The organism is Streptomyces sp. NPDC046215, assembly GCF_040646215.1.
GTDB lineage: Bacteria > Actinomycetota > Actinomycetes > Streptomycetales > Streptomycetaceae > Streptomyces > Streptomyces stramineus.
The window spans coordinates 1-25,958 of the sequence record NZ_JBEYZW010000009.1 but is presented as its reverse complement, the minus strand read 5'-3'; the positions used below and the strand labels follow the sequence as shown (position 1 = coordinate 25,958).

Below are 25,958 nucleotides of genomic sequence, written 5' to 3'. Positions count from 1 at the left end.
TCACGAGCAGGACGTGCGTGGGGGCCCGACGGCCCCGGGGCCCTACGGAACGAGCAGGAGGGTGTTCCCGCGCTCCTTGGCGGCGGCGTAGCGCTTGGCCACGTCCTGCCAGTTGACGACCTGCCACATGGCGTCGATGAAGTCGACCTTCTGGTTCTTGTACTGCAGGTAGAAGGCGTGCTCCCAGGCGTCGAAGACCAGGATCGGGACCGAGCCCTGGCCGACGTTGCCCTGGTGGTCGTAGACCTGCTCGACGATCAGACGGCCGCTGACCTGCTCGTAGGCGAGAACGCCCCAGCCCGAGCCCTGCGTCGTGGCGGACGCCTTCGTCAGCTGCGCCTTGAACTTCTCGAAGGAGCCGAAGGACTCGGCGATGGCGTCGGCCAGCTCGCCCACACCGTCCTTGTCGAGGGGCTCGCCGCCGCCGTCACCGGTCATGTTCTGCCAGTAGATGCTGTGCAGGATGTGCCCGGAGAGGTGGAAGGCCAGGTTCTTCTCCAGGCCGTTGATCGCGCCCCACTGGTCCTTGTCACGGGCCTCGGCGAGCTGCTCCAGGGTGTCGTTCGCGCCCTTGACGTACGCCGCGTGGTGCTTGTCGTGGTGCAGTTCGATGATCTTCGCGTCGATGACCGGCTGCAGAGCCGCGTAATCGTACGGGAGTTCAGGAAGTGTGTAGATGGCCATGCCGAGCCCTCCGACTGCTTATTGCAATTAACTTGCATGTAGACGCTACCAGCAAGAGCATCCGATATGCGGTGACGGGGGTGCCCCGGCGGAGACTTCCGACCAAAGACGGAGGCGGGGTAGGTCCTGAAGATCAGGACCTACCCCGCCTCGGTGGGGGGGCGGTGGCGGTACGTCAGCTCTTGGGGGCTTTCGCGGCCACGAGGCGCTGGCGGACGTAGCCGATGAGGCAGAGCGCGACGGTCAGGCCCACCGTGGAGTACAGCTGCACGCGGGTGCCCTCCTCGCGGAGCATCAGCGCCAGCACCGCGACGATCCCGGCCAGGGCCAGGTAGGTCAGCCCTGGGAAGAGCCACATCCGCACCACGAGCTTCTCCGGCGCCTCGCGCTCCAGCTGCCGGCGCATCCGCAGCTGGGTGACGGCGATGAAGCCCCAGACGACCAGCACGGCCGCGCCCGTCATGTACAGCAGCCACTTGAAGACGGTGTCCGGCCACCAGTAGCTGAGCAGCACCGCGAAGAAGCCGAAGGCGGAGGAGGCCAGCACCGTCCGCCGCGGCACCCCGCGGGTGACCTTGCCCAGGAACCGCGGGCCCTCGCCGCGCGCCACCAGGGAATGCGAGATCCGGGAGGCGCCGTAGATGTTCGCGTTCATCGCCGAGAGCAGGGCGATCAGCACGATGACGTTCATGATCTGCCCGGCGGCGGGGATGTCGAGGTACTTCAGCACCGCGACGTAGGGGCCCTCCTCCTTGACGGAGGCGTTGTTCCACGGGATCACCGTGACGACGACGAGCATCGAGCCGACGTAGAAGAGGGCGATGCGCCACATCGCCGTGCGGACCGCCTGGGCGACGCCCTTGACCGGGTGCTCGGACTCGGCCGCCGCGATCGTCACGGTCTCCAGGCCGCCGTAGGCGAAGACCGAGGCGAGCAGGCCGATGACCAGGCCGTTGGCGCCGTTGGGTATGAAGCCGCCGTGGCCGCTGAGGTTGTCGGCGCCCGGGGCGGAGGTGCCCGGCAGCACGCCGAGGATCGCCAGGACGCCCAGCACCAGGAAGACACCGATCGCCGCGACCTTCAGCGCGGCGAACCAGAACTCGAACTCACCGAAGTTGCCGACCGCCGTCAGGTTGGTGCCGCAGAAGACGGCCATGAACAGCAGGACCCACATCCAGGAGTCCGTCGAGGGGAACCACGAGACCATGATCGCCGCCGCGCCGATGGCCTCGACGGTGATGCCCACGCACAGCTCCACCCAGAACATCCACCCGGCCGCGAACCCGGCCCACGGGCCGATGGCCCGCTCCGCGTGGACCGAGAAGGTGCCCGACGACGGATTGGCGGCCGACATCTCGCCCAGCATCCGCATCACGAGCATCACCAGCAGCCCGGAAGCCGCATACGCGAGCACGATGGCCGGACCGGCGGCGGCGATGCCCGCGCCCGAACCGACGAAGAGACCGGCGCCGATCACACCGCCGAGGGCGATCATCGACAGATGGCGCTGCTTGAGGCCGTGCGACAGAGTCGTGCCGCCCGGCGCCTGGTCGGTGACCTCGCGCGGTGGCGCGGGGGTCGCAGGTGTCCGAGTCATGATCGTGTGAGTCCCGTGGGGTGAGAGGGAAAAGTTGCCTCAGTGTGGGGGTCATGTTCGCTCAGGACAACACTTCTGACATCGCTGTCCGATATTCAGACGAGAGTGTCACTGTCCGTGGCTGATGAGGCGCCAGAACTGAAGGCTTGCGGAACGAGGGGGCCGGGTTGAGGCCGGGCCGAGGCCGTTTCGAGGCCGTCTCGATACCCGGGCCGCGGCCGCGCGGCGCCCGCTTCGGGGCGGCGGGAAGCCGTCGCCCGGCGCCCGCCTCAGGACGGCGGGAGGCCCTGCGCGAGGCGGCGCGAAGGCCGGACGGCCGGCCACCTCCGGGCGGCCGGCCGACGGGTTGAGACGTCCTGGGTCAGTCCTTGCCGGCCGTGCGGCGCAGCCGCAGCTCGCGCAGCCCCGCCACCACCAGCACCGCGGCGGTGGCCGCGGCGGACCACAGCAGCTGCGGCCGGGCGTCGGCATCGCTCGCCATCAGCACCAGCACGGCGCCCATCGCGGCCAGCGCGGCCCAGGTCAGATAGGGGAAGCACCACATGCGCAGCGTCAGGCGCTCCGGCATCTCGCGCTCGATGCGCGGCCGCAGCCGCAGCTGGGAGACGGCGACCAGGCCCCAGACGAAGAGCAGGACCGCGCCCACCGCGTTGAGCAGATAGTGGAAGATCGAGTCCGGCCACTTGAGGTTCAGGACCACCGAGACGAAACCGAACGCCACCGAGGCCAGGACCGCCCGGCGCGGCACCCCGCCACCGGTCACCTTCAGCAGCGCGCGCGGCGCCTCGCCGCGCTCCGCCAGCGAGAAGACCATGCGGGACGAGCCGTAGAGGTTGGCGTTCAGCGCGGACAGCAGCGCCACGAACACCACGATGTTCATGATCTGCCCGGAGCCCGGCACCCCGATGTGGTCCAGAACGGCCACGTACGGGCTCTTGCCCGGCTGCATGGACGTCCAGGGCAGCAGGGTGACGATGACCAGCATCGAGCCGACGTAGAAGAAGAGGATGCGCCACACGGCACTGCGCACCGCGCGGGCCACCGCGCGCCCCGGGTCCTCGGACTCGGCGGCGGCGATCGTGACGACCTCCAGGCCGCCGAAGGCGAAGACGACGGCGAGGACGCCGGAGACCACGCCGTCCCAGCCGTTGGGCAGGAAGCCGCCCTGGCCGGTGAGGTTGCTCAGGCCGACCGCGCTGGTGTCGGGGAGCACCCCGAAGATCGCCAGCAGGCTCAGGACCAGGAACAGGACGATGGCCCCGACCTTCAGCGAGGCGAACCAGAACTCGAACTCGCCGAAGTTCTTCACGGCCGTCAGGTTGGCGGCGGTGAAGACCACCATGAAGATCAGCACGAAGCCCCACTGGGGGACGGCCGGCGCCCAGCCGTGCGCGATCTGCGCGGCGGCCGTGGCCTCCACGGCCAGCACGACCACCAGCAGGAACCAGTACAGCCAGCCCACGGTGAACCCGGCCCAGCGGCCCAGCGCCCGCTCCGCGTGCACCGAGAAGGCGCCCGACGCGGGCATGGCCGACGACATCTCGCCGATCATCCGCATCACCAGCATCGCGAGCGCACCCGCGATCAGGTAGGACACGATGATGCCCGGCCCCGCCACGGCGATCCCGGCACCCGAGCCGACGAACAGCCCGGCACCGATCACCCCGCCCAGACCCAGCATCGTCAGATGCCGCTGCTTGAGCCCCGCCGACAGCGGCTCTTTCTCGTCCCGCAGGGACTGGGCGGCAGACGGTGCGTCGTGCATGGGGCTTCGTACTCTCGGATCTGTGCGTCGGGTCGCGGTCGCGGAAGACTGCGGCAATGCCTCACAATCTCCCGGCCGGGCGGTCGTAGCCAAGCCCCGCCGCACGGTCGTGACCAGCATCACGTACCCCAGGGGAACACCGAAACCCGCCCCGCGCCCACTTCTCACAGGGCCGTTCGGAACTCTCCAAGAGGCGCGGCCCGCCTTTGTCATCGCCGCCCCGTGCCCCGCGCTGATCTCTCGGCTAACGTCGCCGTGTCCTTGTCTGTACCTGCCCTTGTTCGCCCTTCTTCCTTATGTGGAGTGCCGATGGCCACCGCTGCTGCCTCGCTCACCCGGACCGGTACGGTCCTCGCCGATCTGCTCCCCGCCTCCACCGCCGGCCGCGCCCGGGCCCGTGACGCCGCCCTGGTCCTCGGCGGCGCCGCGCTCACCGGGATCGCCGCGCAGATAACCCTGCCGGTGCCCGGCTCCCCGGTCCCGGTCAGCGGCCAGACCTTCGCCGTCCTCCTCGTCGGCACCGCCCTCGGCGCCCGCCGCGGCTTCCTGTCCCTGGCCCTGTACGCCCTGGTCGGCCTCGCCGGCGTGCCGTGGTTCTCCGAGGGCCGCTCCGGCGCCTCGTTCGCCTCCTTCGGCTACGTCCTCGGCATGCTCCTCGCCGCCACGGTCGTGGGCGCCCTCGCCCGCCGCGGCGCCGACCGCTCGGTCCTGCGCACCGCGGGCACGATGGCCCTCGGCTCGGCGATCATCTACGCGGTGGGCGTGCCCTACCTCGCGCTGTACACCCACATGTCGCTCACCGAGGCCGTCGCCGCGGGCCTGACCCCGTTCCTGATCGGTGACGCGCTCAAGGCCGCCCTGGCCATGGGCGCGGTCCCGGCGGCGTGGAAGCTGCTGGGCCGCCGGAGCTGACGGCCCCTCCCGCACGGCACCGGGCCGGGCCCGCCCCCCCCTACGGAAGGGGGCGGGCCCGGCCCGTTCCGTCGCACGCACGACGAGGCTGACGAGTCCGAGACGGTTCATCCGCCGATCATGTCCGGCCGCACATACCGGCGGGCCCGCACCCCCGTCGACGGAGGTGCGGGCCCGGCCCGTAACGAGAGGCGGCTTGCGCCCTCGGTGCTGCTTCCCGGCCCCTACTTCCCGGCCGCGACGGCCGCGCGCCGGCGGCGGTCCAGGACGATGCCGACGGTCAGGACGATCACGCCCAGCAGCGTCGAGAGCAGGACCTGCTGACGGTTGTCACCGCCGTCGTAGACCATGTAGCCCAGCACGAAGGTGATCATGCCGATGGTCAGCCACGTCAGGTAGGGGAAGAGCCACATCTTCACGACGTGCCGCTCCGGGGTCTCGCGCTGGATGATCCCGCGCATCTTCAGCTGGGTGAAGCAGATGACCAGCCACACGAAGAGGGCGACCGCGCCGGAGGCGTTCAGCAGGAACTTGAAGACCGTGTCCGGCCACATGTAGTTGAAGAACACCGACAGGAAGCCGAAGACGACCGAGCCGAGGATCGCGGCCTTCGGGACGCCGCGCTTGTCCACGACGGCGAACGCCTTCGGCGCGTCACCGCGCTGGCCGAGCGAGAAGGCCATGCGGGAGGCGGTGTAGAGGCCGGAGTTCAGGCAGGAGAGCACCGCGGTCAGCACGATCACGTTCATGATCTGGCCGGCGTGCGGGATGCCGATCGTGTCGAGGGCCGCGACGTAGCTGCCCTTCTCGGCGATCTCCGCGGAGTCCCACGGGAGCAGGGAGACCACGACGAAGATCGAACCCAGGTAGAAGACGCCGATGCGCCAGATCACGCTGTTGGTGGCCTTGGTGACCGCGCGCTGCGGGTCCTCGGACTCACCGGCGGCCAGGGTGACGATCTCGCTGCCCATGAAGGAGAAGACGACCATCAGCACACCGGCGAGGATCGCGCCCGGCCCGTTCGGCATGAATCCGCCGTGCGCCGTCAGGTTGTCCAGCCCCGCGCCCGGGTTGTCCGAGCCGGGCAGCAGACCGAAGACCGCGAGCCCGCCGATCACGACGAACGCGGAGATGGCGACGACCTTGATGCCGGCGAACCAGAACTCGAACTCACCGTAGGAGCTGACCGAGCCCAGGTTCGTCACGGTGAGCACCACCATGACGATCAGGGCCCAGGCCCACTGCGGCACGGCCGGTATCCAGCCCTCCAGGATCTCGGCTCCCGCGGTCGCCTCGACCGCCAGCACCACGACCCAGAAGAACCAGTACAGCCAGCCGATCGAGAAACCGGCCCAGCGGCCCAGCGCCCGGTCCGCGTAGGCGGAGAAGGACCCGGAGGTCGGGTTCGCGGCGGCCATCTCGCCGAGCATCCGCATCACGAAGACGACCATCGCGCCGACGAGCGCGTAGGAGATGAGGATGGCGGGACCGGCCGCGGCGATGCCGCTCTTGGAGCCCACGAAGAGACCGGCACCGATCACACCGCCGATGGCGATCATGGAGAGGTGGCGGTTCTTGAGACCGGCCTTGAGGCCGTCCGGGGACGACCCGTCGGCGGACCGGCCGGGATCGCCGGTGGTCGACGCCTTTGTCATGGTCGGCGGTGTCGCGCTCATGCTGCACGTTCCTTAGGTTCTCGGGTTACGAGCCTCCGCATTAGAACTTTTCGAAGGTGTCTTTAGGAAGGTCCGAATCCGGATCGTTGTGATCGCGGTGATCACGCGCCCTGGAGGCGGACCCCGGGCGAAGTCGTGCAACACTCGGTCGCATGCGCGTGTATCTCGGCTCCGACCATGCCGGCTACGAACTCAAGAACCACCTCGTCGAGTGGCTCAAGGCCCAGGGCCACGACCCCGTCGACTGCGGCCCCCACATCTACGACGCCCAGGACGACTACCCGCCGTTCTGCCTCCGCGCCGCGGAGCGGACCGCCGCGGACGAGGGCAGCCTCGGCATCGTGATCGGCGGCTCCGGCAACGGCGAGCAGATCGCCGCCAACAAGGTCAAGGGCGTCCGGGCCGCCCTGGCCTGGAGCGAGCAGACCGCGGCCCTCGGCCGCGAGCACAACAACGCCAACGTGATCAGCGTCGGCGGCCGGATGCACACCCAGGAGGAGGCGACGAAGTTCGTCGAGATCTTCCTGGCCACGCCGTACTCCGGCGAGGAGCGCCACACCCGCCGGATCGAGATGCTCAGCCGCTACGAGACCACCGGCGAGCTCCCCGAGATCCCGGCCCACCACCCCCAGGGCTGACCGCACCACCGACCGGACCGAGGTGCGGGGCGCGCGCCCCGCACCTCGGACGTTCCCCCGCCCACCGGGCCGCACCGATGACACCACTCCGTCCGGAGGACCTCCGCCATGCCCGAAGGGCACACGATCCACCGGCTGGCCGCCGACCACACGGAGCGGTTCGGTGACCGCCCCGTGGGCACCTCCAGCCCCCAGGGCACCTTCGCCGGCGGCGCGGCCCTCGTCGACGGCAGGGTCCTGACGACCGCCGAAGCCCACGGCAAGCACCTCTTCCTCGGCTTCGAGAACGAGGCGTGGATCCACGTCCACCTCGGCCTCTTCGGCAAGCTCGGCTTCGGCACGGCCCCCGTGCCCCCGCCCACAGCCACCGTGCGGCTGCGCCTCGTCAACGCCGACCACTACGCCGACCTCCGGGGGCCCACCACCTGCGCGCTGATCACCGGCGCCGAGAAGCAGGCGATACACGAGCGCCTCGGCCCGGACCCGCTGCGCCCCGGCGACGACGCGGACCGGGCGTGGCGGCGGATCTCCCGGAGCCGGACCACGGTCGCCGCGCTCCTCATGGACCAGAAGGTGATCGCGGGCGTCGGCAACGTCTACCGCGCCGAGGTCCTTTTCCGCCACGGAATCGACCCGTACCGCCTCGGACGCGATCTCACCCGGGCGGAGTGGGAGGCGATGTGGTCGGATCTCGTCGGCCTGATGCGTGAAGGCGTCCGCAACAACAGAATCGACACGGTACGACCCGAGCACACCCCCGAAGCCATGGGCCGCCCGCCCCGCGTGGACGACCACGGCGGTGAGGTGTACGTGTACCGCAGGGCCCAGCAGCCCTGCCACATCTGTGGCGGCGAGATCCGCACCGCCGGTCTCGCCGCCCGCAATCTCTTCTGGTGCCCCGGCTGCCAGCAGCGCTGAAGGGCCGTCACGAGTCGCCCGGGACCGCCACCCGGCGCCCCCGGGGCGGCGCGCGCCCCGACGGGCTTCGACGAGCCGCGGCCGCGCTTCGTCCGTGCCGTCCGTAAAGGAAAGTTGTCCACGTGTCGCACGGGTGGGGATGTGAAGATCGCATGTCGCGACCTCCCCGCCGAACGGCCGGGAGCCTCCGGCACCCCGGGGGCCGGCACCCCCTGACAGCAGCACGTTCCCGGCCGGCCGAACGCATGTCGCAAACAGCGGCTCTCCGTACGTCTCCGCCCGCTTCCCCGCGCGCGGCGCACGGGAGCCGGCTCGGCGCGGCGTGAGTCGACGCACCGCCGAATGGGTGGATAAGGTCACGATGCAATGACTGGCAGTGCGGAGACTCCGACGGCCCGGATGCGCAAAGCACTGCACCGGGTCCGCACGAGCGTGCGCAAGGCCGGGGTCGACTACTTCCGCGGCGACGGCTCCGACTGGATCGCCCTCGTCGCCCTGCTCCTCGCCGTCCCCGCCCTCGCCCTCGGCACGATCGCCGTGCCCGAGTGGTGCGCGCCCTCCGCGCTCGTCCTGCCCATCGTCGCCGGCGGGCTGCTGCTGCGCCCCGCCAGCCTGCTGGCCCTCTACGCCGCCTCCGCCGCCGCGCTCATCGCCGAGTCCGCCGTCCTGGACACCGGCTTCCACGGCGGCGCCGACCGGGTGACACCCGGCACCATCCTCGTCGTCGCGGCGGTCGGCTTCCTCGGCCTGCTCATCGCCCAGTTCCGCAGCCGCGTCGGCGTGCCCTGGCGGCGCGGCGGCACCATGCTCTTCGACCTGCGCGAACGCATCCGCGTCCAGAGCAAGCTCCCCAAACTGCCGCGCGGCTGGCACCGCGAGATGGCCCTGCGCCCGGCCGGCGGCCAGTCATTCTCCGGGGACTTCGTCGTCGCCGCCCGCACCAACGGCGGCCGCACCCTGGAGGTCGTCCTGACCGACGTCTCCGGCAAGGGCATGGACGCCGCCTCGCGCGCCCTGCTGCTGTCCGGCGCCTTCGGCGGCCTGCTCGGCTCCCTGCCGCCCCACGCCTTCCTGCCCGCCGCCAACGGCTACCTCCTGCGGCAGGACTGGGACGAGGGCTTCGCCACCTCCGTCCACCTCGTCCTCGACCTCGACAGCGGCGACTACGAGATGTTCTCCGCGGGCCACCTGCCCGGCCTCCAGCTCAGCGCCGGCACCGGCCGCTGGGAGGAGAAGGCCGCCGAAGGGCCGCTCCTCGGCGTCTACGACGGCGCCCAGTTCGACCCCATAAAGGGCACCCTGCGCACCGGCGACGTCCTGATGCTCTTCACCGACGGCCTCGTCGAGACCGCCGAGCGCGATCTGACCGAGGGCATGGACCGGCTCACCGGCGAGGCGGACCGCTATGTCTCGGCGGGCTTCCAGGGTGCCGCCTGGCACCTGATCGAAGCGGTCGCCAAGGACGTCAACGACGACCGGGCGCTGCTGCTCATCTGCCGCAACTGAAACCCCGCTGAATCCCACGGACACCGCGGCCCGGTGACCGCCCGCCCGCGGCGAAGGAGAAACGTGAGCACGGAAGACCGTCCTGCCCCGCTCGACCTCGCGGCCGTCGAGGCGCTCGCCCGCCGGGCCCACGCCGCGCAGACGGACAAGGCCGGCCGCCCCTACACCGAGCACCTCGCCGCCGTCGCCGAGGGCGTACGGGAGCGCGGGGGCACCGATGCCCAGATCGCCGCCGCCTGGCTCCACGACGCCGTCGAGGACGGAGCGGTGACCCGGGAATGGCTGGACGGAGCCGAGTTGCCGCAGCAGACCAAGGACATCGTCCTCGCCGTGACCAAACGGCCCGGTGAGACGCCCGAGGCGTACGCGGCACGCATCCTGGCGACGCCCGGTGCCCTGCTGGTCAAGGCGTCCGACCTCGCCCACAACTCCGACCCCGAGCGGGCCCGCGCGCTCGACGCCGCCACCCGGGAGCGGCTCAAAGGGAAGTACGCACGCATGCGCGCCCTGCTCGGCCTCGGCGACCCCGACGACTGGCTGCTGCTCGCCCAGCTCCGGGACGATCACGAGGCGTGGCGCAGTCTGCGGGAAGCCGCCGCCGCCCTGACCGACGAGGACCGGACGGTGCGCTGGGGCGGCGGCGGGCAGCAGCCCGACGGCACGCACCTGACGCGCCACCCGGTCTACGGAGAGCGGCTCCGGCGTGCGGTCGGCGCGCTCTCGGCCGTCGGTGCCGTGACGCCCCGCTACCGCTGGATGGACCACCCGGTGCCCGTACCCGGGCCGGACGGGCGGCTGAGCGCCACCGACGCGGTCCGGGCGGCGACCGCCCTCGTCCGCGGGGAGCGGTTCTGCGACGGGACGATCGCCGACGCCGCCGGGAGCGGCTTGCTGGACGCCACCCTGGCCGCGCTGCTGGCCTGGCACGAAGAGCGCGCCGGGGGCGCCGGGGCGCCGGCCTGAGCGCCGGACCTCACCGGGGCTTGCGGAAGGCCCACTCCATCTTCGGCTCCATCACGCAGCGGAAGACCGCTCGCACCGGCGGGGCGCACAGCGCCGTCATCATGGCGAACGCGAGGAGCGTCACCACCACCGCGCCCTCCGGCCGGCTGATCCAGGCGTAGGCGTCGTACCACTCCCACCAGCGCGAGAGCTTGATCACGAAGCCGTGCAGCAGGTAGCCGTACAGGGTCCCCGCGCCCAGGGCGGTGAACCACACCGTCCGGCGCGGGACCCAGGCGAGGAAGCAGACGGTCAGCAGCGACGCGCAGCCGAACATCGCCAGCTGCATCACCGGCGCGGACCACAGGGGCGCGTCCAGCTCCTGCACGCTGTCGTTGTGGTAGAACCACGCGCCGTTCATCCGGGGCACCGCCCAGTAGGCGCACGCGATCGCGGCAGCGAAGACCGGCACGGCCGCGATCCGTATCCACGGCCGCCGCACCAGCTGGAAGTGCTCGGCCTTGAGGTGGAGCCCGATCACAAAGAATGGCAAGAATTGCATGACCCGTTGGAGATCCAGATCATTGCCGACCTCGGGCGAAAGTGCTGCGAGGATCGCGATCGTGAACGCGACCGGCACCGGCCACCGGACGAGCTTCCAGATCGGCGTGGTCAGCCGCCATACGAACAGCGCGGCCAGGAACCAGTTGACGTACCAGGGATTGAGCAGGGAGAAGGGCTCGTCGGGAGCGTCCTCGGCCCAGTGCTGGAAGCACGTGTAGGCGACCTCGAAGATCAGGTAGGGCACCGCCACCCCGGTGATGAGGCGCTTGACCTTGGCGGGGCTCATGTCGAAGCCGCGGGAGAAATAGCCGGATATCAGAATGAACGCCGGCATGTGGAAGGTGTACACCGTGAGGTAGAGCGCCGTCATGGTGCGGTTGCCATGGGTCAGCGGCTCCCAGGCGTGCCCGAGGGCGACCAGGATGATGGCCAGATACTTCGCGTTGTCGAAGAAGGGGTCGCGCTGCGCCGGGGCCGCTGCGACGGGCGGGGGAGCGGTGGCCACCGTGGAGGTGCGGGGAGTGGCGGCGGAGAACATCCGAGGCACCCTAGCGGGGGAGCCGGAACTGGTAAAACCCCGTTCCACTTAATGAGTTATTCACCCTGAACCCGCCCGGTCTCCGGCAAGTCGCCCGATATCCTCTCCCCGCAGCTTTCCGGTCGTTTCTCCGTGCGGCCCCGATGAGGCGTCACTCGGCCCCAACAGAAGGCGAGTTGGTGGCACGATGGTTGACGAGCGGGGGCTGCGGGGCAGCATGTCTCCGGACCGATCAGGTGTGTGACGACCAGGGGTGTGATCAGTAATGGTCTTTTCGCTGTCAGGAGTGCTGCTCTTGGCGATCGTGATGGTGGTGCTGATGCGGTCCGGCAGCCTCAAGGGCGGCCCCGCGATCGTGGCGATCCTGTTCGGCTTCTTCCTCGCCTCGTCGGGGATGGCTCCGTCGATCCAGAGATTCCTCGACTCCATCGCCGAAACGATAGGGAACATCAAGCTCTGAGCGCACCGGCCGGGCGGCGGCGTGAGCGGGCCCACAGGCGGGCCGGTGAATCCGGGGGAGTGCTTTCCGGCGCGCTTCTGGAAGATCGCCGGAGGGGAACGGCAAAGAGGCCGGCAGCGGCATGCCGCGCCTGCCGCACGGCAATGAAAAACGCCCCCGGCCGAGGCCGGAGGCGTCCATGGAGCGGGCGACGGGAATCGAACCCGCGTAGCCAGTTTGGAAGACTGGGGCTCTACCATTGAGCTACGCCCGCGTACACCGAGATCGCCCCCGAGGGACGCACGGCACGTGGTGCATCGTAGCGGGTCCCGGCAGTGCACCGCACACTCCGGCGGGGTCGCGGGAAAACGGCGGCCGACAGGCCCGGCGGCATGTACCCTACGTTCGCACCGACGGGGTGTGGCGCAGCTTGGTAGCGCGTCCGCTTTGGGAGCGGAAGGTCGTCGGTTCGAATCCGGCCACCCCGACCAGTCAAGATCACATTGTGGGCCCCCTCCTGCTTGCGGTTACTATGCAAGCTGCGTGCCCGTGTGTCTCTGTGCCGGGCGCGACTCGCTGAACCTCAGCGGAACCCCAGAAGTCAGCCCCAAGGAGACCGAACCGTGAAGAGCGCCGTGGAGACCCTGAACCCGACTCGGGTTCGGCTCACTGTCGAGGTGCCCTTCGAGGAGCTCAAGGCCAGCCTCGACGCGGCGTACAAGAAGATCAACCAGCAGGTCACGGTGAAGGGCTTCCGTCAGGGCAAGATCCCGGCTCGTGTCATCGACCAGCGGTTCGGCCGCGGTGCGGTGCTCGAGGAGGCCGTCAACGACGCGCTTCCGAAGTTCTACACCGAGGCGGTCAACGAGGCCGACCTCAACCCGCTGGGCCAGCCCGAGGTCGACATCAAGGAGCTGAAGGACGGCGAGCTGCTGTCCTTCACCGCCGAGGTCGACATCCGCCCGACCCTGGAGATCCCGGACTACTCCGGTATCGAGGTCACCGTCGACGCCGCCGAGGTGAGCGACGAGGACGTCGAGAAGTCGATCGAGCAGCTGCGCGACCGCTTCGCCACCACCTCCACGGTCGAGCGCGCCGCCGCCGAGGGTGACATCGTCACCGTCGACCTGGAGGCCAAGGTCGACGGCGAGGTGCTGGAGGACGGCGTCGCCACGGGCGTCGACTACACCATCGGCTCGGGCCAGCTGCTCGACGGCATCGACGAGGCCGTGACCGGCCTCGAGGCCGGCGGCACCGCCACCTTCGCCTCCGAGCTCAAGGGCGGCTCCGCCGAGGGCAAGGAGGCCGAGGTCACGGTCACCGTCACCGCCGTCAAGGCCCGTGAGCTGCCGGAGCTGGACGACGACTTCGCCCAGCTGGCGAGCGAGTTCGACACGCTGGAGGAGCTCCGCGCCGACAGCGTCAAGCGCCTCGCCCGCATGAAGAAGTACGACCAGGCCACCCAGGCCCAGGAGAAGGTGCTCGACGAGCTGATCAAGCTCGTCGAGGTCCCGATGCCCGAGAAGCTTCTCGAGGACGAGGTCAACACCCGCAAGCACAACCTGGAGCACCACCAGCTGGGCCAGATGGGTCTGGACCTGGCGAAGTACCTGGAGATCCAGGGCAAGTCCGCCGAGGACTTCGACGCCGAGCTCAAGGAGCAGGCCGAGAAGGGCATCAAGACCCAGTTCATCCTCGACGAGATCGTCAACAAGGAGAAGCTGTCGGTCGGCCAGGAGGAGCTCACCGAGCACCTCGTGCGCCGTGCCCAGTCCTCCGGCATGAGCCCCGACCAGTTCGCCCAGGCCGTCGTCGAGGGCGGCCAGGTGCCGATGCTCGTCGGCGAGGTCGCCCGCGGCAAGGCCCTCGCGGCCGTCGTCGAGGTCGCCACGGTCAAGGACACCAACGGTGACGTCGTCGACCTGGACGACGAGGAGGAGACCTCCGAGACCGCCGAGACGGTCGAGGTCACCGAGGGTGCCGAGGAGAAGACCGAGGCCTGAGCCTCGATCGCTTCGTAGCCGCTACGGCATCGGGCCCGGCCGCGACACCCCACCGGGGTGTCGCGGCCGGGCCCGCCGCGCTCCGCCCCGGAAGCCGGCGGCCGCCCCGGTCCCGGCCGTGCGCTGCCGCGCCGTGCCGTCCCGGGCCCGGGCCGCGCCGCCGCCGGTGAACCTGCGCTCAGAGCGAACAGTTCCTGATGCGGGATGGCCGCCGCCTACCAGCGCGTTAGGGTCCGTAGATACGGGGGCAGGGGAGTCCCGGAAGCGCGCCACGGATACCCGGACGGCGCGCCCGAGCCCCGCCCCTTGAAAGAAACGCTGAGACGGCTCGCGGCCGTCGAACAACGAGCAGGTGGATACGTGACGAATCTGATGCCTTCCGCCGCCGCCGGCGAGCCGAGCTTCGGTGGCCTCGGCGACCAGGTCTACAACCGGCTGCTCGGGGAGCGGATCATCTTCCTCGGCCAGCAGGTCGACGACGACATCGCCAACAAGATCACGGCGCAGCTGCTCCTCCTCGCCGCGGACCCGGACAAGGACATCTACCTCTACATCAACAGCCCCGGTGGCTCGATCTCGGCCGGCATGGCGATCTACGACACCATGAACTACATCAAGAACGACGTGGTCACCATCGCGATGGGCCTCGCCGCTTCGATGGGCCAGTTCCTGCTGAGCGCCGGCACCCCCGGCAAGCGCTTCGCGCTGCCGAACGCCGAGATCCTGATCCACCAGCCCTCCGCGGGCCTCGCGGGCTCCGCCTCGGACATCAAGATCCACGCCGAGCGGCTGCTGCACACGAAGAAGCGGATGGCGGAGCTGACCGCCTTCCACACCGGTCAGACGGTCGAGCAGGTCACCAAGGACTCCGACCGCGACCGCTGGTTCTCCGCCGACGAGGCCAAGGAGTACGGCCTCATCGACGAGGTCATGACGTCCGCCGCAGGCGTTCCGGGCGGGGGCGGCACCGGGGCCTGAGCCCCGGCGCACCCGCAGCGAAACCCCGGCCCCGAAACGCCACCAGGATGGTGAACAAGCAGATGAACAACAACGCCGGCAGCGGCCTGTACACCGGCTCCCAGTCGGAGTTCTCCGGCCCGCGCGCCGAGTCCCGCTACATCGTCCCGCGCTTCGTCGAGCGCACCTCGCAGGGCGTGCGCGAGTACGACCCGTACGCGAAGCTCTTCGAGGAGCGGGTGATCTTCCTGGGCGTCCAGATCGACGACGCCTCGGCCAACGACGTCATGGCGCAGCTGCTGTGCCTGGAGTCGATGGACCCGGACCGGGACATCTCGATCTACATCAACTCGCCCGGCGGCTCGTTCACCGCGCTGACGGCGATCTACGACACGATGCAGTTCGTCAAGCCCGACATCCAGACGGTCTGCATGGGCCAGGCGGCCTCCGCCGCGGCCGTGCTGCTCGCCGCCGGCACCCCCGGCAAGCGGATGGCGCTGCCGAACGCCCGCGTGCTGATCCACCAGCCGTACAGCGAGACGGGCCGGGGCCAGGTCTCCGACCTGGAGATCGCCGCCAACGAGATCCTGCGGATGCGCGCCCAGCTGGAGGACATGCTGGCCAAGCACTCCACCACGCCGATCGAGAAGATCCGCGAGGACATCGAGCGCGACAAGATCCTCACTGCCGACGAGCTGCTCGCGTACGGTCTGGTCGACCAGATCGTCTCGACGCGCAAGACGTCCGCTCCGGTCTGACCGATTCCGGTCCGACCACTGTGCCGCCGGCAACCCCCTTGGACCCAGTAGGTCCAAGGGGGGCCCGCACGAGGGGCCCGGCAAGGTACCGTCGATAGGCAAGCACCCGGGTTCGCAGAGCAAGGCGGATCCCAGGCGAAGGGGAAGCACCTCGTGGCACGCATCGGTGACGGCGGCGACCTGCTCAAGTGCTCGTTCTGCGGCAAGAGCCAGAAGCAGGTGAAGAAGCTCATCGCGGGTCCTGGTGTGTACATCTGCGACGAGTGCATCGACCTCTGCAACGAGATCATCGAGGAAGAGCTCGCGGAGACCTCCGAGGTGCGCTGGGAGGAACTGCCCAAGCCCCGGGAGATCTACGAGTTCCTCGAGAGCTATGTGGTGGGCCAGGAGCCCGCCAAGAAGGCCCTGTCGGTCGCGGTCTACAACCACTACAAGCGCGTGCAGGCCGGCGAGAACGGCGGCCACAACCGCGACGACGGCATCGAGCTGGCGAAGTCCAACATCCTGCTGCTGGGCCCCACGGGCTCCGGCAAGACGCTGCTCGCCCAGACGCTCGCCCGGATGCTCAATGTCCCCTTCGCGATCGCCGACGCCACGGCCCTGACTGAAGCGGGCTACGTCGGTGAGGACGTCGAGAACATCCTCCTGAAGCTGATCCAGGCCGCCGACTACGACGTCAAGAAGGCCGAGACCGGCATCATCTACATCGATGAGATCGACAAGGTCGCCCGTAAGAGCGAAAATCCGTCGATCACACGGGACGTCTCCGGCGAGGGGGTCCAGCAGGCCCTGCTGAAGATCCTGGAGGGCACCACGGCCTCCGTCCCACCGCAGGGCGGCCGTAAGCACCCGCACCAGGAGTTCATCCAGATCGACACGACGAACGTCCTGTTCATCGTGGGCGGTGCCTTCTCCGGCCTGGAGAAGATCATCGAGTCGCGCGCGGGCGCCAAGGGCATCGGCTTCGGCGCCACGATCCGCTCCAAGCGCGAGATCGAGGCGAGCGACCAGTTCCAGGAGGTCATGCCGGAGGACCTGGTGAAGTTCGGGATGATCCCGGAGTTCATCGGCCGCCTCCCCGTGATCACCAGCGTCCACAACCTCGACCGCGAGGCCCTCCTCCAGATCCTGGTCGAGCCGCGGAACGCCCTGGTCAAGCAGTACCAGCGCCTCTTCGAACTCGACGGTGTGGAGCTGGAGTTCGACCGCCCGGCGCTGGAGGCCATCGCGGACCAGGCGATCCTGCGCGGCACGGGCGCGCGCGGCCTGCGGGCCATCATGGAAGAGGTCCTGATGTCGGTGATGTACGAGGTGCCGTCCCGCAAGGACGTGGCCCGCGTGGTCATCACCGCAGACGTCGTCCACTCGAACGTCAATCCGACGCTGGTGCCGCGCATCGTCCCGAAGGACGAGCGGCACGAGAAGAGCGCGTAGCGCGTTGTTCGGCTTCTGAGGCTCTGGGCGCCCGGCGATATGCCGGGCGCCCAGTCCGTTACTTCTCGCTTACTTCTCGATCTCGACGCGGACGTCGGCCCGCAGCTTCGCGACCAGCCCCCCGGCCTCGTCGAACGGGATCTTCACGCCGAAGCCGGACCGCGAATCGGCGACGAACACCGTGCCGAGCGTGCTGCTGTCCGCCCAGATGCACAGCGGCAGCGTGACCGTCTTGGAGCTGAGGTAACTGATGTACTGACACTTCATCACGGCGTTGCCCAGGCCGGGCGCGGAGACCTTCATGGGGTTGCCCTCCGCCCGGGACTTCGGGCGGCCGTCGGAGTCGTTCCCGGTGGCCTTCGCCAGGCTCTTGAACATGCCGTCCACCACCGCTTCGGGGTTCTTCACCTCGCCCCAGACGCCGTTGAACTTCAGCGTCGCCGCCGTCACCCCGCTGCCCGACTTGTAGCCGGCGCCGGTGCTGCGCGGGTTCGCGACGCCCATCCGCCTAACGTCCGCCAGCTCCGCCTCGTCGAACCCGGTCTTCTCGCCGTCGCTGAAGTTCCTCGTGTACGTGCCGGCCACCGTGCCCGGGGTGATGAGCTGGTAGCGCTTGCCGTCGTCGCCCGCGGAGCCGTCCTTCTTGAGGAGCAGGAAGCCGCCACCGGCGAGTGCGCCCACCAGCACGGCGACGGCGACGACGGTCCCGACGACCTTGCCCTTGCCGCCGCCGCCCGGGGGAGACGGCGGCATCGGCGGCATCGGCGGCGGGGGGTAGGGCTGTCCGTACGGCTGTCCGTACGGGGTCGGCTGCTGCGGAGGCGGGCCGTACGGGCTCGGACGGTCGAAGCTCACAGGGTCTCCCTCAACTCGCCCGGACATCGGAGTTCTCCGTGTTCTCCACCCGGACGTCCGTCCGCAGCCTCGCCACCCGGGAGGCGGCCTCCTCCAAGCCGAGGTCCTCACCGCGCACGATCAGGTTGGTGTCCAGGGCGAACACCGTACCGACGGTGTACTTGTCGGCCCAGATGCACAGCGGCATCCGCAGCGCCTTGGCGCCCGGCGAGCCGGGGTTCGTCCACTTGCTCATCTGGCACTTCAGGACCGCGTCCCCGATGCCCTCGGGGGACATCCGCTGCGGGGTGCCCTCGAACTCGGTCTTCGACGACGGGTCGGAGTCCTTGGCGGCACCCGACTTGATGTCCTCGTACAGGCCGTCCACGACCGCCTCGGGGTCGCGGACGTCGTCGCCGTAGGCCCCGGTGAACCGCAGCAGCTTCTGCGCGCGCTTGTCCTCACCGGACTTGTAGGCGGCCGTGATGTTCTGCGGGTTGGTGACGCCCATGCGCCGCAGGGTGTTCATGTCCCGGGAGTCGAAGCCGCCCTTGGTCTCGGCGGCGTCCTTGGTGTACTCACCGGCGACCGTCTCGGGCGCGGTGAGCTTGTAGCGCTTCGCGGCCGGCGTGGCCGGGGCGGAGGTGCTGGGAGCGGGGCTCGCCGTGGCCGTGCCGCCGGCTCTTTCCTTCTTGTCCTCGTCTTTGTCGCCCCCGGCCAGGAGGACGAGGCCGCCCACGATCGCCCCGACCACGACGAGCGCGGCGGCCGCGATGCCGATCGCCCTGCCCTTGCCGCCACTGTGCGGGGGTATCGGCGGCGGGTAGGGGCCGGGCATGCCCGGCTGTCCGTAGGGCTGCCCGTACGAGGGCTGGGCGGGCGGCTGCCCGTACGGGCCCGGCTGCTGCGGGGCGCCGTACGGGGCGGCCGGCGGCGGGGGGTACCCGTAGCCGGGCTGTCCGCCGTACGGGTTCGGCTGCGGCGGCCCGGGAGGCTGCTGCGGCTGCCCGTACGGGCCCGGCTGGTCGACGCTCATCTGGGTTCCCCCGAGTGCTGTGGTGCTTACTTCTCCTTGCGTACTTCGTTGCGCACCTTAACCGTGGCCTCGGACAGGTCCTTCGCGGACATCACATTGCCGGTGGCACCGGTGGCGCCGCTGATCCCGCCCGAGGACTTCGTGACGAGGTGCTGCACGACGCCCACCGCGCTGCTGTCGCCCCAGACGCAGTAGGAGACCTCGGAGCCGCCCGTGATGGTGCCGATGGTGTAGCTGGACTTCTGCGCCTTGCACTTCATCACCGCGCCGTCGAACCCGCCGGGGGTGAACTCCGTGATGGGCGTGACCGTCTCGACGGTCGTCTTGAGCGCCTGGGAGCTCTTCTTCTGCTTCTCTTCCATGTTCGCGAGCAGGGCGTCGACCGCCTTGCGGGGATCGGCGATCTCGCCGTGGACGCCCGTCACGCGCAGGCTCTGCTTCTCCGCGTTGGTGTAGGAGCCCTTGACGCCGGTGCCGTTGACGATGCCCATCTCCTTGATCTCGGAGTCGTCGGCGAGGTCGGCGGTCTCCTTGCCGGAGGTCATGGCCTGCTTGGTGTACTTCCCCTCCAGCAGCTTCTCCGGCATCACGATCGTGTAAGGCGCGACCTTCCCGTCGCTGTCGCCGCCGCCCATGAAGAAGACGGCGCCGCCGACGATCGCGCCCACGACCACCAGGGCCCCGACCACGATCCCGATCGTCTTGCCCTTGCTCTTGCCCCCGCCCTGCGGCGGCATCGGCGGCGGGTACTGGCCCGGCATCCCCGGCTGCTGCCCGTAGGGAGGCTGCTGGCCGTACGGGCCCGGCTGCTGCGGCGCGCCGTACGGCTGCTGCGGGGCGGCGCCGTAGGGGGCCGCCGGGGGCTGCTGCGGGTAGCCGTAACCGGGCTGGCCCGAGGCGCCGGCCTGACCGTACGGGCCGGGCTGCTGCGGCGGCTGCTGGCCGTACGGGCCCGGCTGGTTGAAGCTCATCGTTCTGTGTCTCTCTTCGACGCGTGGGGGGACTCGTGTGACAGTCAGGTCATCCTTCCCGATGTCTTACTCAGGCTTTACCTCCGGGCTGCAACGGTTTCGGAACAGTTGCCCGGCCTCCCGCACCTTCCGGCCGCCGGCCCGGGAGGCGGAATCGATTCGTGGGCGCCGCACACGCCCCCGTAGACTTCCCCCGTGACCGAGAACACTCAGCGCCCCGACAGCGGGCCGAACGACAGCAACCCCGAACTGCCGACCCAGTACGCGCCGGCCGAGGTAGAGGGGCCGCTGTACGAGCGCTGGGTAGAGCGGGGCTACTTCGAAGCCGACGCGTCGAGCGACAAAGAGCCCTACACGATCGTCATCCCGCCGCCGAACGTCACCGGCTCCCTCCACCTGGGCCACGCCTTCGAGCACACGCTGATCGACGCCCTCACCCGCCGCAAGCGGATGCAGGGCTACGAGGTCCTGTGGCAGCCCGGCATGGACCACGCCGGCATCGCCACGCAGAACGTCGTCGAGCGCGAGCTGGCCAAGGAGGGCAAGTCCCGCCACGACCTGGGCCGCGAGGCGTTCGTCGAGCGGGTCTGGCAGTGGAAGGCCGAGTCCGGCGGGCAGATCTCCGGGCAGATGCGCCGCCTGGGCGACGGCGTCGCCTGGTCCCGCGAGCGGTTCACCATGGACGAGGGCCTGTCCAAGGCCGTCCAGACGATCTTCAAGAAGCTCTACGACGACGAGCTGATCTACCGCGCCGAGCGCATCATCAACTGGTGCCCGCGCTGCCTGACCGCCATCTCCGACATCGAGGTGGAGTACCAGAACGACGAGGGCGAGCTCGTCTCGATCCGCTACGGCGAGGGTGACGCGTCCATCGTCGTCGCCACGACCCGCGCCGAGACGATGCTCGGCGACACCGCCGTCGCCGTCCACCCCGAGGACGAGCGGTACCAGCACCTGATCGGCACCGAGATCGAGCTGCCGCTCACCGGCCGCCGCATCCCCGTCGTCGCCGACGAGCACGTCGACCCGGAGTTCGGCACGGGCGCCGTCAAGGTCACCCCGGCCCACGACCCGAACGACTTCGAGATCGGCCGGCGGCACGACCTGCCCTCGCTCACCGTCCTGGACGAGCGCGCCGTGATCACCGCCCACGGCCCCTTCCAGGGCCTGGACCGCATGGAGGCGCGCAGCGCCATCGTCGCGGCCCTGCGCGCCGAGGGCCGCATCGTCGCCGAGAAGCGCCCCTACGAGCACTCCGTCGGCCACTGCTCGCGCTGCAAGACGACCATCGAGCCCCGGCTGTCCATGCAGTGGTGGGTCAAGGTCGGCCCGCTGGCCGAGTCCGCCAGCAAGGCCGTCCGGGACGGTGACGTCGCCATCCACCCGAAGGAGATGGAGTCCCGCTACTTCGGCTGGGTCGACAACCTCCACGACTGGTGCATCTCGCGCCAGCTGTGGTGGGGCCACCGCATCCCGGTCTGGTACGGGCCGAACGGCGAGATGGTCTGCGTCGGACCGGACGACGAGGCGCCCACGGGCGAGGGCTGGCACCAGGAGACCGACGTCCTGGACACCTGGTTCTCCTCCGGCCTGTGGCCCTTCTCCACGCTCGGCTGGCCCGAGAAGACCGAGAGCGTCGAGAAGTTCTACCCGAACTCCGTCCTGGTCACCGGCTACGACATCCTCTTCTTCTGGGTCGTCCGGATGATGATGTTCGGCACGTACGCGATGGACGGCAAGCCGCCGTTCCACACCATCGCCCTGCACGGCATGGTCCGCGACCAGTTCGGCAAGAAGATGTCGAAGTCCTTCGGCAACGCGGTCAACCCGCTCGACTGGATGGACAAGTACGGCTCCGACGCCGTCCGCTTCACGCTCGCGCGCGGCGCCAACCCCGGTGTCGACGTGCCGATCGGCGAGGACTGGGTCCAGGGTTCGCGGAACTTCGCGAACAAGATCTGGAACGCCACCCGCTTCGCCATGATGAACGGCGCCACCGTCGAGGGCGACCTGCCGTCCGTCGAGGAGATGTCGGCCACCGACCGGTGGATCCTCTCCCGGTTGAACGCCACGGTGGCCGAGGTCGACGCGTTCTACGACGACTACCAGTTCGCCAAGCTGTCCGACGCCCTCTTCCACTTCGCGTGGGACGAGGTCTTCGACTGGTACGTCGAGCTGTCCAAGACCACCTTCATGGCGGGCGGCGAGCCGGCCAAGGTCTCCGCCCGGGTCCTCGGCGAGGTCCTGGACGTCACTCTCAAGCTGCTCCACCCGGTGGTCCCCTTCGTCACCGAGACGCTGTGGACGACGCTCACCGGCAAGGAGTCCGTCGTCATCGCGGACTGGCCGAAGGCCGTGTCCGTTCCCGGGGCCGACGCCCCGGGCGGCTTCCGCGACGCCGACGCCGAGCGGGAGATCGACAACCTCCGCCAGGTGATCACCGAGGTCCGCCGCTTCCGCTCCGACCAGGGTCTCCAGCCCGGTCAGCGGGTCCCGGCGAAGCTCGACCTGTCCGGCACGGCGCTGGCCGCCCACGAGGGCGCCATCCGCCAGCTGCTGCGCCTCCAGCCCGCCGAGGAGGGCTTCCAGGCCACCGCGACGCTGCCGGTCGCCGGTGCCACGGTCGCCCTCGACCTCTCCGGCGCGATCGACTTCGAGGCGGAGCGCAAGCGCCTGACGAAGGACCTCGCGGCGGCGGAGAAGGAGCGGGTCCAGGCCAACGGCAAGCTGACCAACGAGAAGTTCCTGGCCAAGGCGCCGGACAAGGTCGTGGACGGCATCCGCGCCCGCCTCGCCCAGGCGGAGACGGACATCGAGCGGATCACGGGACAGCTGGCCGGGCTCCCGCCGCAGGGCTGAGAACGTCCCCCGGCCGCGGGCCGGGGGACGCCTTAGGGCTCACCGCCTGGTCGGCGGTGCCTCCCACGGCCGGGTGCGGCCCGGGTCCCACATGGGCCCCCACGGCCCCTCCACAGGCCCCTCCTCCGGCTCCGGCCGGGGGAGGGGCCTGTGGCGTCGGGAGCCGCGCTCGTGCATCGGCCACAGCAGGACGTACGCCGTCGACACGGCAACGAACGCCAGCCGGATCAGGCCGCGGGCCGACTCGTCGGGCACCGCGAAGACGCTCCCGTAGAGGAGGATCAGCGCGATCCAGCTCCACCACGGCACCAGCCGCCGCTGCCCGCACACGTCCCACAGCAGGGTGCCCAGCAGCACCGACGCGGTGTAGTACGTGTAGACGCTGGGGTCCAGGACGATCCGGGCGTTCGCGCCCAGCAGGACCACCCCCGCCCAGCGGCCGCGCCACACCGCGATCGCGCCGAGCCCCAGGCCGAGCGCGGCCTGGGCGGGCCGGGCCCAGCTCGGGGTCTCGGGGTCGTCGGCGCCCAGCCAGCGCAGCGCGGACGCCGGGTTGTTGGGGATGGTGAACTTCGCGGCGGCGAAGGACTGCGGGTCGACCAGGAAGAACGGCAGCCACGCGACGGCCACCAGTCCCGCGCACCACAGGACCGCGCGCATCCAGCGGTCCCTCGGCAGGGCGAGGATCAGCGGCAGGAAGGCCAGCGCCGTCGGCTTGGAGTCCATGGCCAGGGCCAGACAGGCGCCGACGGCCGCGGGGTTGCAGCGGGTCAGGAACCAGACGGCCAGCGCGGTGAAGAACAGGGCGAGGACGTCGTCGAGGTGCCCGAAGCGGACCGACACCTCGATCCACATGGGGATGAACGCCAGCCCGGCCACCAGGACGCGCCGGCGCAGCCGCTGGTGGTTGGTGCCGGTGCCCAGGAAGGAGATGGCGGCGCTGCGGCCGGCCAGGACGACGATGACCAGCCCCAGCGCCGACATGAAGGCCGCCGCCAGGAACTGGCCGGTGTGCTCGGAGAAGGGGTTGAACAGGCCCGCCACCAGGAAGCTGATGGGACCCATCTGGAGCTCGGGGTGGTGGGCGTACAGGTTGAGGCCGCCGGTTCCGTCGCCGGCGCCGCCCTGGTAGATCAGCTCGCCGCCCGTGCGCAGGTAGTGCCAGGAGAAGCCGCCGCTGGGCTCCACCAGGGCGAACCACAGCACGGTCCACGCCGTGAGCAGCAGCAAGTGCATCCGGGTGCTGACTTCGGGTATCCGCACAACGCTCCCGTCCCGCGATCCGGAACCTCTCCGGACATGTGTCACCGGGAGTCAGATCGCGGAAGCGGGGCGGAAGTTGCCCAGGGGGCCGGAGATGTGACCTACTTCATGGTTTGTTTCCGGCCAGGCGGTGGGAAGGCTCAGCTCTCCACGGCGACCGGACCGACGCCCGCCTGCTCGGCGTTGCGCCGCGTCTTGGCCCAGCCGTTGCGGCCCCGCAGCATGCGCGCGAAGCCGCGCGCGGACGCCGGGAAGAGGTGGTACGCGTACACCCACAGCGCCAGCCCCCACAGCAGGGAGACGAGCAGCGACCGGCCGGGGGCGCGGTCCCGGCGGTAGATGGGGCCCCACAGGACGAACGGCAGCACCGAGACGACGGCCAGGCCCAGCATCAGCGGCCACAGCGACAGCACGCCGCCGAACGCCTCGCCCGGGCCGTCCTCGGCAGCGGTCAGGCCGAGGAGGGCGAACATCACCGCGCACAGGGCGAGCGTCACCAGGTGGGCGACGGGCTGCAGGAAGGTGTAGAGCGTCTCCAGGACGCCCTTGCCGCCGTAGTGGCGGGAGGAGACGATGCGCGGCGCGTACCGCACGCACTGGAGGTTGCCCTGCGCCCAGCGGGTGCGCTGGGTGAGGAAGCGGCGGCCGTGCGGCAGGCCCTCCTGGGAGACCCAGGTGTCGGCTATGTGGGCTATCCGGTCCCCGTTGAGGATCATGTGCAGGCCCAGCTCGTAGTCCTCCAGGAGCGCGCCGCGCTGCCAGGGGCGGCGCTCGGCGGCCGCGATGCGGTCCAGGGAGGCGAGGCGGGTGAACTGGCCGTTGCCGCCCAGGCCGACGGAGCCGGTGCGGCCGCGCAGCAGCTGCATGCCGGCGTTGGAGACGGAGAACTCCATGTCCTGCATGCGCACGAGCAGCCGGGCGAAGGCGTTGCGGACCGGGCCGCGGCCGGCGAGCGGGCGCGCGTCGTCGGTGTTGCGCATCCGGACGCTGACCTGCACGCCGCCGATCTCGGGGTCGCCGAAGCCGCCGGGGCCGCTGACCCGGGCCAGGGCCTGCGGGTCGAGCTGGCCGTCGGCGTCGATGACGCACACGACGACCTGCTCGCGGTCGGTGTCCGGCGACAGGAACTGGTTCAGCTCGTCGTACGCGGCGTTGAGGGCCGAGCCCTTGCCGGTCCGGGCGTCGGGGCGGTGCCGGCGCACGAGGTGGACGCGGCGGTCGGTCTCGGCGAGCTCGGCGACGATGGCGCCGGTGCGGTCGTCGCTGTCGTCGTCGATGACCCACACGTGGGCGGCGGGGTGGTCGGCGCGCAGCCGGCCCACGGTCGTGCCGACGACGGCCTCCTCGTCCCGGCAGGGGACGAAGAAGTGCCAGTCGAAGGCGCCGGGGTCGCCGTTCTCGGCTTCCGGCCGGCGGGTGTAGGCGTGGCGGGCGCCGGCCCAGTAGAGGAGGAAGCAGAGGAGGAGGAAGAAGGGGAAGGCGAGGAGGAGGGGGCTGGAGAACATGCGGGGGGAAGCTCCGTGGGTGGTGGGAGGAGCCCCGGTCCCGCCCTTCTCCCGGATCGCGCCGCGCGCGGTGTCTTCGGGCGGACGGGGCGCGTGGACTTACAAACCCTCATCGGGTCGCTGCAGGGGGGAGGGCCGCGCGCGCCCTCATTAATGATG

21 protein-coding genes, 2 tRNA genes and 1 pseudogene are annotated in these 25,958 nt (G+C 70.2%); 13 read left to right on the top strand and 11 right to left on the bottom strand.

Going from position 1 to position 25,958, the window contains the following annotated elements; translation table 11 throughout:
* Positions 1-42 precede the first annotated feature (42 nt).
* The 3 genes from ABZ951_RS06185 to ABZ951_RS06175 form a co-directional block, all read right to left on the bottom strand.
* On the bottom strand, positions 43-684 hold the full coding sequence (locus tag ABZ951_RS06185) for a superoxide dismutase (protein ID WP_344092914.1): 642 nt from the start codon (positions 682-684) through the stop codon (positions 43-45).
* Between the two features lie 175 nt (positions 685-859).
* The gene (locus ABZ951_RS06180) at positions 860-2,281 is read right to left on the bottom strand and encodes an amino acid permease (RefSeq protein WP_344092916.1); all 1,422 of its coding nucleotides are present in this window, start codon (positions 2,279-2,281) and stop codon (positions 860-862) included.
* A 361-nt stretch (positions 2,282-2,642) separates the two neighbouring features.
* Positions 2,643-4,046, bottom strand: a complete 1,404-nt coding sequence (locus ABZ951_RS06175; protein ID WP_344092918.1) for an amino acid permease — start codon at positions 4,044-4,046, stop codon at positions 2,643-2,645.
* Positions 4,047-4,355: 309 nt separating this feature from the next.
* Here ABZ951_RS06175 and ABZ951_RS06170 point away from each other — a divergent pair, with 309 nt between their 5' ends.
* Positions 4,356-4,958: a biotin transporter BioY gene (locus tag ABZ951_RS06170; protein WP_344092920.1), complete on the top strand. Its 603-nt coding sequence runs from the start codon at positions 4,356-4,358 to the stop codon at positions 4,956-4,958.
* A gap of 224 nt (positions 4,959-5,182) precedes the next feature.
* On the opposite strand, the gene ABZ951_RS06165 is transcribed toward ABZ951_RS06170, so the two are convergent.
* The gene (locus ABZ951_RS06165; protein WP_344092979.1) at positions 5,183-6,613 is read right to left on the bottom strand and encodes an amino acid permease; all 1,431 of its coding nucleotides are present in this window, start codon (positions 6,611-6,613) and stop codon (positions 5,183-5,185) included.
* 173 nt (positions 6,614-6,786) lie between these two features.
* Here ABZ951_RS06165 and ABZ951_RS06160 point away from each other — a divergent pair, with 173 nt between their 5' ends.
* From ABZ951_RS06160 to ABZ951_RS06140, 5 genes and pseudogenes are all read left to right on the top strand, one after another.
* Positions 6,787-7,272, top strand: a complete 486-nt coding sequence (locus ABZ951_RS06160; protein ID WP_344092923.1) for a ribose-5-phosphate isomerase — start codon at positions 6,787-6,789, stop codon at positions 7,270-7,272.
* A gap of 108 nt (positions 7,273-7,380) precedes the next feature.
* The gene (locus ABZ951_RS06155) at positions 7,381-8,190 is read left to right on the top strand and encodes a DNA-formamidopyrimidine glycosylase family protein (protein ID WP_344092925.1); all 810 of its coding nucleotides are present in this window, start codon (positions 7,381-7,383) and stop codon (positions 8,188-8,190) included.
* A gap of 366 nt (positions 8,191-8,556) precedes the next feature.
* A complete protein-coding gene (locus tag ABZ951_RS06150; RefSeq protein ID WP_344092928.1) occupies positions 8,557-9,696 on the top strand; it encodes a PP2C family protein-serine/threonine phosphatase in 1,140 nt (379 codons plus the stop codon).
* A 63-nt stretch (positions 9,697-9,759) separates the two neighbouring features.
* Positions 9,760-10,221: pseudogene (locus ABZ951_RS06145) on the top strand (HD domain-containing protein); the annotation flags it as partial.
* Complete coding sequence (locus ABZ951_RS06140; protein ID WP_361279236.1) at positions 10,195-10,659, top strand: DUF6508 domain-containing protein; 465 nt, start codon at positions 10,195-10,197, stop codon at positions 10,657-10,659. The pseudogene ABZ951_RS06145 and the gene ABZ951_RS06140, both read left to right, overlap by 27 nt.
* 10 nt (positions 10,660-10,669) lie before the next feature.
* Here ABZ951_RS06140 and ABZ951_RS06135 read toward each other — a convergent pair whose 3' ends face one another.
* Positions 10,670-11,740 (bottom strand): acyltransferase family protein, encoded by a 1,071-nt coding sequence (locus tag ABZ951_RS06135; RefSeq protein ID WP_344092930.1) that lies wholly within the window; start codon positions 11,738-11,740, stop codon positions 10,670-10,672.
* A 265-nt stretch (positions 11,741-12,005) separates the two neighbouring features.
* Here ABZ951_RS06135 and ABZ951_RS06130 point away from each other — a divergent pair, with 265 nt between their 5' ends.
* Positions 12,006-12,200: a hypothetical protein gene (locus ABZ951_RS06130; protein ID WP_344092932.1), complete on the top strand. Its 195-nt coding sequence runs from the start codon at positions 12,006-12,008 to the stop codon at positions 12,198-12,200.
* Between the two features lie 179 nt (positions 12,201-12,379).
* On the opposite strand, the gene ABZ951_RS06125 is transcribed toward ABZ951_RS06130, so the two are convergent.
* Positions 12,380-12,453: transfer RNA gene (locus tag ABZ951_RS06125), tRNA-Gly, on the bottom strand.
* A gap of 140 nt (positions 12,454-12,593) precedes the next feature.
* Here ABZ951_RS06125 and ABZ951_RS06120 point away from each other — a divergent pair.
* The 5 genes from ABZ951_RS06120 (at position 12,594) to clpX (ending at position 17,331) form a co-directional block, all read left to right on the top strand.
* Positions 12,594-12,670 (top strand) — tRNA-Pro (locus ABZ951_RS06120).
* A 132-nt stretch (positions 12,671-12,802) separates the two neighbouring features.
* Positions 12,803-14,182 carry a trigger factor gene (gene tig / locus ABZ951_RS06115; RefSeq protein WP_344092934.1) on the top strand — a complete coding sequence of 460 codons (1,380 nt, stop codon included), beginning with the start codon at positions 12,803-12,805 and terminating at the stop codon, positions 14,180-14,182.
* A gap of 360 nt (positions 14,183-14,542) precedes the next feature.
* On the top strand, positions 14,543-15,160 hold the full coding sequence (locus ABZ951_RS06110; protein ID WP_344092936.1) for an ATP-dependent Clp protease proteolytic subunit: 618 nt from the start codon (positions 14,543-14,545) through the stop codon (positions 15,158-15,160).
* Between the two features lie 62 nt (positions 15,161-15,222).
* Positions 15,223-15,897, top strand: coding sequence for an ATP-dependent Clp protease proteolytic subunit (locus ABZ951_RS06105; RefSeq protein ID WP_344092981.1), 675 nt, complete (start codon positions 15,223-15,225; stop codon positions 15,895-15,897).
* A 153-nt stretch (positions 15,898-16,050) separates the two neighbouring features.
* Positions 16,051-17,331, top strand: coding sequence for an ATP-dependent Clp protease ATP-binding subunit ClpX (clpX, locus tag ABZ951_RS06100; RefSeq protein ID WP_344092938.1), 1,281 nt, complete (start codon positions 16,051-16,053; stop codon positions 17,329-17,331).
* 69 nt (positions 17,332-17,400) lie between these two features.
* Here clpX and ABZ951_RS06095 read toward each other — a convergent pair whose 3' ends face one another.
* From ABZ951_RS06095 to ABZ951_RS06085, 3 genes are read right to left on the bottom strand one after another with little or no spacing between them, the layout of a single operon-like run.
* Entirely contained in the window at positions 17,401-18,186 is a 786-nt protein-coding gene (locus ABZ951_RS06095; protein WP_344092940.1) for a hypothetical protein, read from the bottom strand.
* A gap of 10 nt (positions 18,187-18,196) precedes the next feature.
* On the bottom strand, positions 18,197-19,201 hold the full coding sequence (locus tag ABZ951_RS06090) for a hypothetical protein (RefSeq protein ID WP_344092942.1): 1,005 nt from the start codon (positions 19,199-19,201) through the stop codon (positions 18,197-18,199).
* Positions 19,202-19,227: 26 nt separating this feature from the next.
* Entirely contained in the window at positions 19,228-20,172 is a 945-nt protein-coding gene (locus tag ABZ951_RS06085) for a hypothetical protein (protein WP_344092945.1), read from the bottom strand.
* Between the two features lie 195 nt (positions 20,173-20,367).
* Between ABZ951_RS06085 and ABZ951_RS06080 the strand changes: the two genes are divergently transcribed.
* Entirely contained in the window at positions 20,368-23,031 is a 2,664-nt protein-coding gene (locus tag ABZ951_RS06080; protein WP_344092947.1) for a valine--tRNA ligase, read from the top strand.
* A gap of 39 nt (positions 23,032-23,070) precedes the next feature.
* Here ABZ951_RS06080 and ABZ951_RS06075 read toward each other — a convergent pair whose 3' ends face one another.
* On the bottom strand, positions 23,071-24,267 hold the full coding sequence (locus tag ABZ951_RS06075; protein WP_344092984.1) for a hypothetical protein: 1,197 nt from the start codon (positions 24,265-24,267) through the stop codon (positions 23,071-23,073).
* 167 nt (positions 24,268-24,434) lie between these two features.
* On the bottom strand, positions 24,435-25,799 hold the full coding sequence (locus ABZ951_RS06070; protein ID WP_344092950.1) for a glycosyltransferase: 1,365 nt from the start codon (positions 25,797-25,799) through the stop codon (positions 24,435-24,437).
* Between the last annotated feature and the right edge of the window lie 159 nt (positions 25,800-25,958).

Bases quoted from the DNA above. Each gene is read 5' to 3' on its own strand.
- ABZ951_RS06185 (WP_344092914.1), bottom strand. From the start codon at position 684: ATGGCCATCTACACACTTCCTGAACTCCCGTACGATTACGCGGCTCTG.
- ABZ951_RS06180 (WP_344092916.1), bottom strand. From the start codon at position 2,281: ATGACTCGGACACCTGCGACCCCCGCGCCACCGCGCGAGGTCACCGAC.
- ABZ951_RS06175 (WP_344092918.1), bottom strand. From the start codon at position 4,046: ATGCACGACGCACCGTCTGCCGCCCAGTCCCTGCGGGACGAGAAAGAG.
- ABZ951_RS06170 (WP_344092920.1), top strand. From the start codon at position 4,356: ATGGCCACCGCTGCTGCCTCGCTCACCCGGACCGGTACGGTCCTCGCC.
- ABZ951_RS06165 (WP_344092979.1), bottom strand. From the start codon at position 6,613: ATGACAAAGGCGTCGACCACCGGCGATCCCGGCCGGTCCGCCGACGGG.
- ABZ951_RS06160 (WP_344092923.1), top strand. From the start codon at position 6,787: ATGCGCGTGTATCTCGGCTCCGACCATGCCGGCTACGAACTCAAGAAC.
- ABZ951_RS06155 (WP_344092925.1), top strand. From the start codon at position 7,381: ATGCCCGAAGGGCACACGATCCACCGGCTGGCCGCCGACCACACGGAG.
- ABZ951_RS06150 (WP_344092928.1), top strand. From the start codon at position 8,557: ATGACTGGCAGTGCGGAGACTCCGACGGCCCGGATGCGCAAAGCACTG.
- ABZ951_RS06140 (WP_361279236.1), top strand. From the start codon at position 10,195: ATGCGCGCCCTGCTCGGCCTCGGCGACCCCGACGACTGGCTGCTGCTC.
- ABZ951_RS06135 (WP_344092930.1), bottom strand. From the start codon at position 11,740: ATGTTCTCCGCCGCCACTCCCCGCACCTCCACGGTGGCCACCGCTCCC.
- ABZ951_RS06130 (WP_344092932.1), top strand. From the start codon at position 12,006: ATGGTCTTTTCGCTGTCAGGAGTGCTGCTCTTGGCGATCGTGATGGTG.
- ABZ951_RS06105 (WP_344092981.1), top strand. From the start codon at position 15,223: ATGAACAACAACGCCGGCAGCGGCCTGTACACCGGCTCCCAGTCGGAG.
- ABZ951_RS06090 (WP_344092942.1), bottom strand. From the start codon at position 19,201: ATGAGCGTCGACCAGCCGGGCCCGTACGGGCAGCCGCAGCAGCCTCCC.
- ABZ951_RS06085 (WP_344092945.1), bottom strand. From the start codon at position 20,172: ATGAGCTTCAACCAGCCGGGCCCGTACGGCCAGCAGCCGCCGCAGCAG.
- ABZ951_RS06075 (WP_344092984.1), bottom strand. From the start codon at position 24,267: ATGCACTTGCTGCTGCTCACGGCGTGGACCGTGCTGTGGTTCGCCCTG.
- ABZ951_RS06070 (WP_344092950.1), bottom strand. From the start codon at position 25,799: ATGTTCTCCAGCCCCCTCCTCCTCGCCTTCCCCTTCTTCCTCCTCCTC.